At 50.2% G+C, this 12,041-nt stretch carries 14 protein-coding genes; 9 read left to right on the forward strand and 5 right to left on the reverse strand.

The window, feature by feature from the left end; translation table 11 throughout:
- Positions 1-115 precede the first annotated feature (115 nt).
- On the reverse strand, positions 116-559 hold the full coding sequence (locus tag BTA51_RS15610) for a hypothetical protein (RefSeq protein ID WP_094708818.1): 444 nt from the start codon (positions 557-559) through the stop codon (positions 116-118).
- A 229-nt stretch (positions 560-788) separates the two neighbouring features.
- Here BTA51_RS15610 and BTA51_RS15615 point away from each other — a divergent pair, with 229 nt between their 5' ends.
- The 3 genes from BTA51_RS15615 to BTA51_RS15625 all read left to right on the forward strand — a co-directional run bounded on the left by BTA51_RS15615 (position 789) and on the right by BTA51_RS15625 (position 3,507).
- Positions 789-1,583, forward strand: coding sequence for a helix-turn-helix domain-containing protein (locus BTA51_RS15615; RefSeq protein ID WP_094708820.1), 795 nt, complete (start codon positions 789-791; stop codon positions 1,581-1,583).
- A gap of 182 nt (positions 1,584-1,765) precedes the next feature.
- A complete protein-coding gene (locus BTA51_RS15620; protein WP_094708822.1) occupies positions 1,766-2,317 on the forward strand; it encodes a hypothetical protein in 552 nt (183 codons plus the stop codon).
- Positions 2,314-3,507 carry an iron-containing alcohol dehydrogenase gene (locus BTA51_RS15625; RefSeq protein WP_094708824.1) on the forward strand — a complete coding sequence of 398 codons (1,194 nt, stop codon included), beginning with the start codon at positions 2,314-2,316 and terminating at the stop codon, positions 3,505-3,507. The genes BTA51_RS15620 and BTA51_RS15625 overlap by 4 nt, the downstream gene beginning before the upstream one ends.
- A 213-nt stretch (positions 3,508-3,720) precedes the next feature.
- Here BTA51_RS15625 and BTA51_RS15630 read toward each other — a convergent pair whose 3' ends face one another.
- Together BTA51_RS15630 and BTA51_RS15635 are read right to left on the reverse strand one after the other, a co-directional pair.
- Positions 3,721-4,374: a PolC-type DNA polymerase III gene (locus BTA51_RS15630; RefSeq protein ID WP_094708923.1), complete on the reverse strand. Its 654-nt coding sequence runs from the start codon at positions 4,372-4,374 to the stop codon at positions 3,721-3,723.
- A 75-nt stretch (positions 4,375-4,449) separates the two neighbouring features.
- Complete coding sequence (locus tag BTA51_RS15635; RefSeq protein ID WP_094708826.1) at positions 4,450-6,423, reverse strand: putative nucleotidyltransferase substrate binding domain-containing protein; 1,974 nt, start codon at positions 6,421-6,423, stop codon at positions 4,450-4,452.
- 224 nt (positions 6,424-6,647) lie between these two features.
- On the opposite strand from BTA51_RS15635, the gene BTA51_RS15640 reads away from it, so the two are divergent.
- On the forward strand, positions 6,648-7,022 hold the full coding sequence (locus BTA51_RS15640) for a hypothetical protein (RefSeq protein ID WP_094708828.1): 375 nt from the start codon (positions 6,648-6,650) through the stop codon (positions 7,020-7,022).
- 21 nt (positions 7,023-7,043) lie between these two features.
- On the opposite strand, the gene BTA51_RS15645 is transcribed toward BTA51_RS15640, so the two are convergent.
- On the reverse strand, positions 7,044-7,358 hold the full coding sequence (locus BTA51_RS15645) for a PilZ domain-containing protein (protein ID WP_094708830.1): 315 nt from the start codon (positions 7,356-7,358) through the stop codon (positions 7,044-7,046).
- Positions 7,359-7,495: 137 nt separating this feature from the next.
- On the opposite strand from BTA51_RS15645, the gene BTA51_RS15650 reads away from it, so the two are divergent.
- Positions 7,496-8,431, forward strand: coding sequence for a hypothetical protein (locus BTA51_RS15650; RefSeq protein ID WP_094708832.1), 936 nt, complete (start codon positions 7,496-7,498; stop codon positions 8,429-8,431).
- Between the two features lie 4 nt (positions 8,432-8,435).
- Positions 8,436-8,618: a hypothetical protein gene (locus BTA51_RS29945; RefSeq protein ID WP_141215610.1), complete on the forward strand. Its 183-nt coding sequence runs from the start codon at positions 8,436-8,438 to the stop codon at positions 8,616-8,618.
- Here BTA51_RS29945 and BTA51_RS15655 read toward each other — a convergent pair.
- On the reverse strand, positions 8,613-9,299 hold the full coding sequence (locus tag BTA51_RS15655; RefSeq protein ID WP_094708834.1) for a M48 family metallopeptidase: 687 nt from the start codon (positions 9,297-9,299) through the stop codon (positions 8,613-8,615). The two genes, BTA51_RS29945 and BTA51_RS15655, sit on opposite strands and share 6 nt — an antisense overlap.
- A 477-nt stretch (positions 9,300-9,776) precedes the next feature.
- Between BTA51_RS15655 and BTA51_RS15660 the strand changes: the two genes are divergently transcribed.
- From BTA51_RS15660 to BTA51_RS15670, 3 genes are all read left to right on the forward strand, one after another.
- Entirely contained in the window at positions 9,777-10,133 is a 357-nt protein-coding gene (locus BTA51_RS15660) for a group 1 truncated hemoglobin (RefSeq protein WP_094708836.1), read from the forward strand.
- Between the two features lie 127 nt (positions 10,134-10,260).
- Complete coding sequence (locus BTA51_RS15665) at positions 10,261-11,223, forward strand: 2Fe-2S iron-sulfur cluster binding domain-containing protein (protein WP_168188194.1); 963 nt, start codon at positions 10,261-10,263, stop codon at positions 11,221-11,223.
- A 176-nt stretch (positions 11,224-11,399) separates the two neighbouring features.
- A complete protein-coding gene (locus BTA51_RS15670) occupies positions 11,400-11,828 on the forward strand; it encodes an Rrf2 family transcriptional regulator (protein WP_094708840.1) in 429 nt (142 codons plus the stop codon).
- Positions 11,829-12,041: the final 213 nt, after the last annotated feature.

The raw sequence follows: 12,041 nt of genomic DNA on the forward strand, positions 1-12,041 counted from the left end.
GCACGGAAGCGGCATGGATGAATAGAGGGCCATAGGAATTGGCATAAAGGAAGCGTCCTAACACCGGAAAGCACAGTAAGGATACTGTGCTTTTTTTTGTCTTTTTTCTGGGGTTTTATCCGTCGTTCCCGGCGAGTTGCTGAAGTGCCCGGGTTTTCATCAGGGCAATACCTGCTACCAGAACCCCTATGGCTGTCAGGGTAGCGATTCCGAATCCCGTCCAGAGATCGTTGAATGCCATAATCACCGCCAGGGTGGCGGCTACCCAAATCCAGTCGGCCCAGACGGTCAGATGAGTAAACCGGCTTCTGAAGCGCTCATTTGCCGCCAGTAGAAAAAGATCGACAGACCAAATCGCCAATGCAACGCCCAATGCGAAATAGATATTGGCTTGCACTGAGCCCATCAGCCCGGCCACAAGATCTGAGAACAGCATCAGGTCAACTGCCAGCAACAGGGATAATGCCCCATCAAACATCAGGATTCTGCTCAAATGATCAGATGGTTTTTCTGATCTCGAAACAAGGCTGATTTCCAGTAATTGTCCGCTATTTTTCATTTTCAGTTCCTTATATTTGTCTTCTGCTTTGTCTACGACTGTGTTGTCTGTCTACGAATGATTTGATTGTCACTACTGCTGTGTGCCTATCATCAAACGGCAATACAGGTAGCGGCCGCAATTACCTGTCAGGTAATGGAATAGATGACGGTGTTTGAGGTTAATATTGGGAAGCCGGAGCAACAGGCGGATGAAGTCAGATCGGTTTTTCTGATAAACGGAGGATCATGTGAGTGCGTTTGGAACTTTATTGCGTGAGATGAGGGTCGCCCAGCGATTCAGTCAGTTGGATTTTTCGTTGGAATCCAACGTGTCCTCGAAACATATCAGCTTTCTGGAAACGGGAAGATCCATGCCCAGCCAGCAGATGGTGCTACACCTGGCCCAGGTGCTCGGTGCTGATCTGGCGGGAACCAACCGTCTGCTGTCTGCTGCGGGGTTTAGCCAGGTGTTTACCCAGCAGGACCTGTATGCCCCGGAAATGAGAATGGTGAAAGAGGCGCTCGACCATATGTTGGTCTCGCACATGCCTTATCCTGCCATGGTCTTTGACCAGAACTACAACCTGGTCAATGGCAATGCGGCCCAGTTTTACCTGATTCAGGCAATGGTGGCACTTGGCGGAAAGATTGCTGAACGCCCTAATGTGCTGCTTGCTTTTCTGGATGAAAACAGCTTGAAACCTTTTGTGGAAGATTGGGACCAACTGGCCCGCCATATGCTGCAAAGGATTTACCAGGAACACCTTTCCGGACCCTATCGGGACAGGGAGAACCTGCTGTTGAAGCAGGCGCTTGAGCTTCCGGGAATTCCATCAGACTGGAAGCAACACCGGGTGGAAAATCTGGATAAACCGGTAGTCTCATTCAGTTTGCGCCTTGGAGATACGCGACTGAATATGTTTTCTACGATCGCCACCATTGGTACTCCTTTGGATGTGACGGCTCAGAGCATTCGCATAGAGCACTTTTTCCCTGCCGATGAACAGACGAAGGATTATTGGATCAGACATTGCAGCCAGTGAGAAATGAGTCTCTTGACTCGATGAAATTTAGGGAATAGAGTAAAAACTCTAATTGCGAGGGTGTCAGTCTTAAACCAGCTCCTTGAGCTTCGGGATCAGTTCCCGGCCGCAATGAATAGAGCAGCAGTACAAAAATCTATAAGAATGTGTCTTCAACATCATTGAGAAGGTGTCGGGCGGTTATGTCGTTACAGCAAATCAAGACGTTGGCGATGAGTCAGTCAAAGCGTCTCTATGTCACTACCATGATGCAGGTTGTCGGGCGTGCACTGCAGGCGATTTCCGAGCAGGACGAGGAAATTCAGAAAATCTCCAGCGCATTTCCCGAAGGCTTTGTGTTTTCCATGCAGGTGTTGCCCAACGGGCCCGGATTTGCGCTTCGCAAAACGGCGGACAACAGCCTGGAATTTTTGGACGATATCCCCACTGAAAAACCTGATCTCACGATCTATATCAAACACCTGGAACACGCTTTCCGCATTCTGTCATTCCAGGAGAGTACGGCGCAGGCGTTTGCCAACGACCGGATGATTGTGGATGGAGACATTTCCTTTGCCATACGCATGACCCGGGCTTTGAATCGTCTGGAAGCCTACATTCTGCCCAAACTGGTGGCGGAACTGGCGATCAAGGAATATCCGCATATTCCTTTGCCGGAAAAGGTGCTTCATGGAGCCAGAATCTATCTGCGCGTGGCCACTAACTTTATCTCGCAACAGGTGAAATTCGCATGAGTAAAGGTTTTTATGAATTCTTCTGTCCGGTGAAGGTTATTGCCGGAGAAGCCGCTCTGGAGCACATCCCTTTTGAATTGAGTGCTCTTGGTGCATCCAGGCCCTTGCTGATTACGGATAAGGGGGTGCGTGGCGCAGGCCTGACAGATTATGTGACAACCGCATGTGACGAAAGCGGAGTTGCGATGGTCGCGGTGTTTGACGATGTTCCTCCCGATTCATCAACCGAAGTGGTCAAAGAGATTGCCGAGCTGTATCGCAACAGCGGAGCGGATTCCATTATTGCCGTGGGTGGCGGCTCGGTGATTGATACCAGTAAAGGGGTGAATGTCCTGGTATCTGAAGGCGGAGATGATATTGCCAAGTATTCCGGAGCCGGTGTTTTAAAGCGTCCACTTAAGCCGTTTTTTGTGGTGCCCACTACTGCCGGGACCGGATCTGAAGTTACCTCTGTCGCCATCATTGCCGACAAATCCAAGGGGGTGAAGCTACCTTTCGGATCGCCATTTTTATTGCCGAATGCGGCCATTATTGATCCACGTATGACGTTGACGTTGCCTCCGCATATTACCGCTGCCACCGCGATGGATGCCCTGACTCATGCGACGGAAGCATTCACCTGCCTGGCGAAGAACCCGCTCAGTGATGCTTACGCGCTATCCGCGATCCGTAAAATCAGCGATAACCTGCTGAACGTGATGGATAACCCCAAAGACGTGGAAGGTCGTCTGGAATTGGCCCAGGCGTCTACGATGGCCGGCATTGCATTCTCCAACAGTATGGTAGGGCTGGTTCACTCATTGGGACATGCTCTGGGTGCAATCTGTCATTTACCACACGGTTTGTGTATGAGTCTGTTCCTGCCGTATGTACTGGAATATAACCTGTCCAAAGATAAGAGCCGGGAAGCTTTGTCAGAGCTCCTGTTGCCTTTGGCCGGTGCTGAGGTTTATGCCAGAACCCCTGAAGGACAAAGGGCGGAGAAGGCTATTGAGACCATCAGGGATCTTCGTGATGAACTATACGAGCGCTGCAAACTACCGAGAACTCTGGAAGAAACCGGTAAGGTCGGGCGTGATCAACTGGCCAGAATTGCCGATATGGCGCTGGATGACGGTTCTATCATGTTCAATCCCGCCGAGGCGGACTTTGATGAAGTGCTGAAAGTGCTCAACCTCGCCTGGGGATGACCCGGCAGTCACTTTCTTTCAAACAGATAACTGTACTTTCAAACGGATAGCCGTATTTTTGTTCCTTGCGAACGGATGACATCTTTTTCGTCTCTTCCATTCAGATGGTTGTGTTAGCCCTCCTTCCAGGAGGGCTTTTTTATTCGTTACGGAGAAAGGGAACCTGAACGGCTAAAGGACTTGCCTTTACAACTAAAGGAATTGCCAGAACAGCTAAAACGTATGTCGGCTTCTGTGAAGCTTGGTGGCAGTGCTGATTCTATCGATAAGTTGTCCCCAGGTATCAATGCCTTCACTGTAAGCCTTTTGCAGACAAATCAACGCGAGCTCTGCCGTTGCCATCGCATCACAGGTGGCATGGTGGCGCTCGGAAGCTTCCAGCCCAAAATGTTCCAGCCATGCATCGAGTCCTCGCAACTGTTTGCTCAGGTCCGGGAACAGGGCCAGACAAAAATCCGCCACATCGTAGCAGGGTAATCTGGCACTGACCCCCAGCCACTGTTTACTCTCCTTTTCCAGCATATGTTTATCGAACGGGGCATGAAAAGCGAGCAGGGGAGAACCGGCAGCAAAATCCAGAAAATCCTTAAGACCCTGTTCCGGCGTGGTCCCCTGCTGCAGTTCCTGAGGGGAAAGTCCATGTATCAGAACATTCTCGTGTTCCAGGTCTACACCGGGGTCAAACACCCGTTCAAAAGATTGCTTGAGGTTGATTTTCATCTGATCGATTTCAACGGCTCCAATGGCAATCACGCGGTCTTTGCGAATATTCAGTCCGGTGGTTTCCACATCCACCACAACCCATCGAATCTGGTTCAATATTGTTGATGCCTCTGGAGGAGGCCATTTACTGGTGATGTTTTGCATGCGATTGCCTGATTGTCGGTCCGTGTTGAATTGAAATGCCAGGGGCTGGAAGTAAGATATCATGTGCCATCGTGCCTAAAGCTGGAAATTCCAGGCCAGTTTTCGTTGTAATCGTTGGGCTTGCCGGAAGGCTTCTTTAAGAATTCTCTCATCCAATTGATTCAGATCGTCAGGATCCACGAGGTTGGATAGCGCCTTACCGTGACTTTTTTGGGCTAAATGGTGCCGTAACCGCAATAACTGGATAAAGCTGTAAGCCTCTTCCCATGCGTCGGCATCCTTTTCTTCCACCACGTTAGCCCGCACCAGTTGCCGTAGCCGATGCAGGGTGTTGGTGGGCTTGAGGCCATGTGCCAGACACAGAACTCTCGCTGCATCGACAAATGGCGTGAGCCCCTGGGTTTTTAAATCCACTCCTTCCTGGCCGTTTTCTTTCCTGGTGACAAACCCCTTGAACAAACCTAACGGAGGGCGGCTTTCCAAGGCAGCACCTGCCAGCATTTTCTGGAAGATGGAGTTCTGTTTGATACGCTGCCGGACATTTGTGAACATGTCTTCTGCCAGATGTTCCGGTCCCCATTGGGTGCGTAGGTCAAAGAAAATGCAGGAATTCAGGACGTTCTGTGGAGTGGCGGCATCAATGAATTGGTTAAACCAGAGATTCCATTCATCCATGCTGAGACAAAGCTTCGGATTGCTGGCCATGATGTTGCCCTGACACAGGGTAAAACCACAGCGGTCGAGATCCTGGTTGATCTGTTGGGCCAGAGGTAGCAGTCCGGCTCTGATCTGTTCTGCTTCTTCCGGATCAGCGGCTTTGAAAATGATGCCGTTATCCTGATCAGTGAGTAGCGTCTGTTCGCGACGTCCGGCACTACCGAACGTTAGCCAGGCAAATTCCACGTCAGGGTGTTTGATCTTTTTCACTGCCAGTCTGATGACCTGTCGAGTGGTGTAATCATTCAGCAGGGAAACGATACGATTGATCTGTTCGGCGCTGGCGCCATGGGCGATCATGGTCTGAATCAACAGGGCGACATCCGATTGCATCTCTGCCAGGCTTTCCACACTGGGAGCATTGGCCAGTGTACGGGCGACATGAACAAGATTTACCCGCTGCAAAGAGAACAGATCCCGCTCCGAGACAACGCCTTTCAGCCGGGCATCATCAGCGATAAGCACATGGGCGAAATGATGCTTGGCCATCACCAGGGCGGCATCAAAAGCGGTGGCAGATGATGGTAAAGATATCGGGTCCCGATTCATTACCTCGGATATTGGCGCATCCAGCCGGGCATCGGGATTGGCCACAAGGTGTCTTAGATCTCTCAGGGTAAAGATACCCAGAGGGGTCATCATCGGGTCGGTGATCACCATGGAGCCGATTCCCCGGTCATCCATGATTTTTACCGCCTGACGTACACTGGTGTCGGGGGAGCAGGAAATGACTTCCCGGTGCAGATAATCCTGTAAGGGAGTCTCAAGTGAATATTCATCACCCAGATTAAACTGGGCCTGAGCCTGTACATGGCGGTTAACCTGTTCCAGCAATCCGCTGATGCCACGCAGACAAAAGTCCCTGAACACTCTACTGGTGGAAACGATATGAGTGAAGTGTTCCTTATCGCAGGAAATGCAGAAGGTATCTTCTAAGGCTTTATGGACTGTCCGGGTAGGGCGTTCGCCTAAAAGTGCGGCGATCGGAAAACAGGCTCCGGGACCGATGTCGAACGTCGGATGAACATCCCCGTTCCGCGACATGAGTCGTTCCCCGGCGATATGCCCTTTTTTTACAATATAGAAACGCGATGGTACGCCGTCTTCCGGGGACAGAATAATGGTGTTTGCAGGGAAATACTCCACGGTGGACTTTTCCAGCAGTGTTATGAGTTCCCTGTCGTCCATCTGATTGAAGGGCGGGTACTGGCGCAGAGCATCGATCAAAGCACGAATGTTCCTGGGGACGGAATCCGCTTTGTCACCGGCTACTGCCGGGATCTCGGCCTTACTGGTCGCCATGTCGCCGGATGTTTGTTTTTTTTCTATCATCGCCTGACTCTTTTTTGACCCATTCTTGCCCCGGTGGCGGATGAATCCTATTCACCTTTGGTTGTAGACAAAGTTCACTGTCTAAGATGAAATGGTGCCGTATAAGAAATATGACCTATTGAGTTTAGTAGCTTCAGAGCCTAGTCTTGTGACCCCGGGAAAGGCAGGTGACAGAGGCTCCTGTAGAATCTCAAATATAAGCACAAGCAAAGGGTTAGTTAAATATGGGCCGCATTTTTCATCTGGCAATCGCTGTTCAGGACGTTAATGCCTCTGTCGAGGAATACAATGAACGCATTGGGCAGGCCGCAGACGTTGTGGTGGATGGTCAATATGCCCTGTGGCGCACAAAAGAACTCAACTTCTCCATACGTAAAGCATCACCGGGTGATGTCGGCAAATTACGGCATATTGGCTGGGAAATGGACGATGTTCCACAGTTTACTTGTGATAAGGACAGTAACGGCATTCTGTGGGAAGAATTTACCGCCAAGCAACAGGCGGCAGAAATTGACGCGGCCTGGCCGGGAACAGGGTACAAGGTCAAGAAATTAAAGGTGAAGAAAGAGAAGAAAAAGGATGATAAAGAAGCCGAGTAACAGGGGAGTTCAAGGGGAGGTTCAAATCAGGAATTCATCGTCCATATCGTCTTCGAGTTCTTCCTGGTCGTCCTGAATAAATTTAACACCCACACCCTCGTGTTCTATTCTTACAACTTCGCTTTCCACAGGGGCGCCTGGTTCGCCGGGCAGTCCAAGCACACGGATACTCACCCGCATGTGAAGTTCCGGCGTCTGCTCTTCATTAACAATGACAAAAGCACCATTTTCCGAGATATCGCGGGTTTTGGTTTTGATTGTGCCGAACTCAGGATGAGTCAACTCCACCTGGAACGACGCTTTTATCCTCGGACTGTTTCTTTTGTCTTCCGCCATATTGCGCTGTAATTAAGTGAATATTGTATCAAGTTTAGTCACCATACCCTGAATTGCTGGTGAGAATTGTAGGGTTTTAGTAATCTTGACCGACAATCTTGTGGCGAAATGCATCGATAATTTTCTAAGGAACTGCCATGTTTTCCCTATTTTCCAGACGCACGGGTCTGCTTCCTGTAACACTCTGTTGTCTTGTTTCCTCTGCCGTTCTGGCTGAAGACACAGTGACCTTTACCTACAATCCTCCCGACGGTCTGACTTATGAAGTCAAACTGGAAGCCGTCCAGAAAAAAGAAGCTCAAGCCTCTGGGAAGTCTCAAATCCTGACTGAGGAAATGAAACTCAGAAAAGCGGTCACTATCAAAAAAAATGAAGCGGGTTGGTCTGAATTTCATGATGTTTCGGATCTGAGTTTGTTCAGAAACGGCAGAAAAGTTGGGAATCCTCTGATTAGTGCCACATTGAAAAGATCACTTGAATATCGGATTAATCAGGATGGAAAAATACAGGATGTCGTGGGATTCGAAGGAGTGCTTGATGAGCTGAAGGACAAGATCCCGGAGCAGGTACTTGAGAAGATTGCACGAGCGGTGTCTGCGGAGAGACTCAAAGCGAAGGAAATGACGGAATGGAACGGCCGCTTTGGAGGCCTGGCGGGTAAGACGGTTGAAATCGGCTCGGAAGAAACCAAGGTTTCACCGTTTCAATTACCCACCGGCGATACGGTTGAATTTGAAACAGTCACCCGTTACCTGGGATGGGAAAAGTGTGGCGACAAAGACTGCTTCCGTATTGAGCAGGAATATAGCGGAGATCTGGAAGCGGCGGCTGAAACGATTCTGGAAAAAGCCCATAAGATGACTCAGGGGTTACGTGAGAATAGCGATACAGATATGCCGGAGGACGTGGAGGCCATGATCGAAGGTAAAACTGAAATCTTGCTGGATCCTGCCACTCTGTTGCCCTATAGGGAAGTGCAGAACCGGTTTATCAGGATGGTGGCTAATATCCCCGGACAGGGCATTGTTCCGGTTGAGCAGACTGCACGCAAAACGCTTCAATACAGCTATTGATCGTATGGTTATGTCATCATTTGGGGCATGTGATCATTCAGGTCATGACGATCGCCGGGGTATCTCGTGGGATCATCTGAATGCAGAGATGTTCCAGAGTGCAAAGTTGTTCCAGGAGGTAGAGCTGTTCCAGAGTGTAGAGTTGTTCGAGAGTGTAGAGTTGTTCGAGAGTGCAGAGGCGTTATAGCAGAACTCTGCACTCCCAGGTTTTTAACTCTTCCCGTCGTTGCTTCCAGTCTGGTACCAGTGACGCCTGCCAGGTATAAAATGCAGGGCTGTGGTTCATTTCCTTCAAATGGCTGAGTTCATGGGTGACCACATAATCCAGCAGAGGCATGGGCACCTTGAGAAGGTGGACGTTTAAGGTGATAACGCCCTTGCTGCTGCAGCTCCCCCAATAGCGCTTCATGAACCGAAGCTTCAGTTCCGGGCGTGCAACGCCCCAATGGTCCATCTGCTGCATCCAGTGATCGATTCTTTCGGAAAAGAGTTTATGGGCTTGCTGGCGATACCAGTGTTTGACGTGGTGCTCAGCATGCGTCTCAGACTTTCGATCAGGGAAGGGGATGCAGAGTTCCCCATCAATCAGGGAGCTTCTGAAGACTCCCGGGGTCCAGCGTAGAGGATATTCCTGGCCGAGGAAATAATGCGCACTGCCGTCCTCAAACCCTGGAGGAGTTTCTTTTTGCGGCAGGCAGGCTTGCCTTAGCTGCTGGTGGTTGATCCATTGGCTTTTCTGCTTGATCAACCGCTCAATCTCTCGTTCACTCACTTTCAATGGTGCCCGGACCTTGACGCTCTGGTCCCGGTGAACCTCGATGACGACCGTTTTTCGTCTTGCTGATCGAATGATTTCGTACTGGATCATGTGTCGCTCAAGTTGTGTGCAAATAATCGGGCACACCCCTTTCTTCCATTTCTGCAACGGACACACCCTTTCTCCATTTCTGCAAACTTTCCATATCTGCAAAAGGGGTCGGAAGGATGGGTTGGTTTTAATGAATAGGAGGGTTGGTGCTGCTCAGATATTAGCGGAGAAGGATGCCTGAAGGCTAGGGGGGATTCGGCCTATTGTCGGTTAACCATGATGGTGCGACTTGTAAAACGTTGTGTTCTATGGAGGATCAAGTTGGTGCGTTCACCTATACTGTCAAGGTCCCCAGCAATAGGCGTGATAAAGCAAACTTATGAAATAAAAGGAGAAATCATGGATGGCCCGGAACCTGCTATTGACCAATATGTAAACTGGTAAATGAAATGCAATAAATCGCAGCCTGTCACGAGGCTGTCAGACAACGCTAAATCATATTGAAGAAACACTATCGCGAATAATGGAGAGACTGGGATGAGTTTGTACGAAAAACTGGGCGGGGCTCCCGCCGTTGACGCAGCCGTTGACATTTTCTATCGCAAAGTACTGGCGGATGACCGCATCAGTGAGTATTTCGATGGTGTGGATATGGCGGCACAGGCACAAAAACAGAAAGCTTTCCTGACTATGGTGTTTGGCGGTCCGAACAGCTATTCAGGCAAGGACATGCGTGAGGCACACAAGAACCTTAAAGGTTTGAACGACATTCATGTGGATGCAGTGATTGAAAATCTCGGAGCTACTTTGAAGGAATTGGGAGTGGCTGACGAGGACATTGCCCAGATTGCCGGCATTGCTGAAAGTGTCCGGAATGACGTTCTGAACCGCTAGTCATCTTCTTCTATTGATACACACAGGCGGTTGGTTCACAACTCGGAAGTCATAGGACGGTATAGGAAGTCATAGGACGGTATAGGAAGCCACAGGAAAACCTAGGAAGTAATCGGGAGAAATGAAGATGACACGAGTCAGAATGGCGGGCAGGGAGATCGAAGTCGCTGAAAATCAGAGTCTTCTTGAGGCGATGGAGCAGTCTGCCCAGCCTGTTCCGAGCAGTTGTCGTGCAGGGGTGTGTCATGCCTGCATGATGCGTGCTGAGACCGGGGATGTCCCGGCTAAGGCTCAGGTAGGGCTGACGGAAACGCAAAAAGCCCAGAACCTATTTCTTGCCTGTCAGTGTTATCCGATATCTGACATGGATTTGTCCCTGCCTCTGGAATCCGCACGGGTCAAAGCCCGGCTGCTGGACAAAACCCGACTGACCAAGGATATTCTTCGGGTTCGTCTGCAGTCGGAAATCGACTGGTTTCCTGGCCAGTATACGACCTTGTGGCGCAGTGATACTGAAGGCCGGAGCTTTTCCATTGCCAGCCATCCGCAACGGGATGGTTATATTGAGCTTCATATCCGCAAACGTGCAGGGGGAATTATCAGCGAATGGTTGGATGAAACGCTGGTCAACGGTCAGGAATGCCTGATCAGCCAACCTCGCGGACAGTGCTTTTATACTCCTGATTGCCTCAGCCATCCTTTACTGCTGGTCGCAACGGGAACGGGGCTGAGCCCGATATACGGCGTATTGAAAGAAGCGTTGGGTAACGGCCATACCTATCCAATATATCTGTATGCCGCCGCCGGCGATCCATCCGGATTGTATCTGGTGAAGGAGCTGACGGAACTTGCCTACACATTTCCGCAACTGCATTTTCGGCCGGTTGTCCGTCGGCGTGCCAAACCCGGCATGCTGGAAGGGGACGTTATTGAAGTGGTCAGTACACGGCATGCGGATCTGAAGGACTGGAGGGTCTTCCTGTGCGGAGCACCCGATACCGTGCGAAAACTGCAGAAGAAATGTTTTCTGCAGGGAGCATCGATGAATGCCATTCTCGCCGATGCTTTTGAAGCGCCGGCGAATGTGTGACATGCAGGCTGCCCCAGGGAGCTACCAATGTGTGACATGCAGGCATGCCACAGGGATCTACTAATGTGTGACATGCTGGCATGTCACAGAGAGCTATAGGATGAAGGTGCCCGGCGTCGAGCGTTGATTCGAATGTTGATGAGAGAAAAGAACGCCGGCATCAGGCATGGAAACATATGCAATTAACCCGATTTACCGATTATGCCCTGCGCACGCTCATATATTTGGCCGGCCGACCGGTTCAGGAGAAAGTCGCCTTAAGCTATCTGGCTGAATCCTTCGAAATGAATCTTCATCATTTGAACAAAGTCAGCCAGAAACTTACTCAGATGGGATATCTGGTATCCACTCGCGGCAAACAGGGGGGTATCAGTCTGGCACGCTCTCCAGAGAGCATCAGCGTCGGAGATGTCGTCAGGGATATGGAGCCTTGCCTGGCGGCAATCGACTGTGACGGTATTTATTGCCCCATACGGTCCTCATGCCGGTTACGTGGTGTGCTGGGCAAGGCCAGTCAGGCCTTCATCAGGGAGCTTGACGGGGTAAAGCTTTCCGACGTCAGCGTAACTATTACCGACGGTCAGATCCCTTCAGTTACTCTATAGCCTGACTTTTCTGCAAGTCCCTAATCCTTAGCGGATCGTGCTCCATAAGATACTTTGAGTATCCGGATCATCTGACAATAACCTCGCAAGACCAAGTGGTAACGTAAAAGTGTGTCATATTCCTCAGACTTCTTTTGCCACTTAGATACCCTATATTCCTATCTGTCTTTCTATGTCATATGTTCTAGTCTTTATGGTGGGTGACGGCTAAAA

This window comes from Hahella sp. CCB-MM4 (assembly GCF_002260525.1).
In the GTDB taxonomy this organism is placed as follows: Bacteria; Pseudomonadota; Gammaproteobacteria; order Pseudomonadales; family Oleiphilaceae; genus Hahella.

Bases quoted from the DNA above. Each gene is read 5' to 3' on its own strand.
- BTA51_RS15660 (WP_094708836.1), top strand. From the start codon at position 9,777: ATGAGTTTGTACGAAAAACTGGGCGGGGCTCCCGCCGTTGACGCAGCC.
- BTA51_RS15670 (WP_094708840.1), top strand. From the start codon at position 11,400: ATGCAATTAACCCGATTTACCGATTATGCCCTGCGCACGCTCATATAT.
- BTA51_RS15640 (WP_094708828.1), top strand. From the start codon at position 6,648: ATGGGCCGCATTTTTCATCTGGCAATCGCTGTTCAGGACGTTAATGCC.
- BTA51_RS15655 (WP_094708834.1), bottom strand. From the start codon at position 9,299: ATGATCCAGTACGAAATCATTCGATCAGCAAGACGAAAAACGGTCGTC.
- BTA51_RS15610 (WP_094708818.1), bottom strand. From the start codon at position 559: ATGAAAAATAGCGGACAATTACTGGAAATCAGCCTTGTTTCGAGATCA.
- BTA51_RS29945 (WP_141215610.1), top strand. From the start codon at position 8,436: ATGGTTATGTCATCATTTGGGGCATGTGATCATTCAGGTCATGACGAT.
- BTA51_RS15650 (WP_094708832.1), top strand. From the start codon at position 7,496: ATGTTTTCCCTATTTTCCAGACGCACGGGTCTGCTTCCTGTAACACTC.
- BTA51_RS15635 (WP_094708826.1), bottom strand. From the start codon at position 6,423: ATGATAGAAAAAAAACAAACATCCGGCGACATGGCGACCAGTAAGGCC.
- BTA51_RS15620 (WP_094708822.1), top strand. From the start codon at position 1,766: ATGTCGTTACAGCAAATCAAGACGTTGGCGATGAGTCAGTCAAAGCGT.
- BTA51_RS15645 (WP_094708830.1), bottom strand. From the start codon at position 7,358: ATGGCGGAAGACAAAAGAAACAGTCCGAGGATAAAAGCGTCGTTCCAG.
- BTA51_RS15665 (WP_168188194.1), top strand. From the start codon at position 10,261: ATGACACGAGTCAGAATGGCGGGCAGGGAGATCGAAGTCGCTGAAAAT.
- BTA51_RS15625 (WP_094708824.1), top strand. From the start codon at position 2,314: ATGAGTAAAGGTTTTTATGAATTCTTCTGTCCGGTGAAGGTTATTGCC.
- BTA51_RS15630 (WP_094708923.1), bottom strand. From the start codon at position 4,374: ATGCAAAACATCACCAGTAAATGGCCTCCTCCAGAGGCATCAACAATA.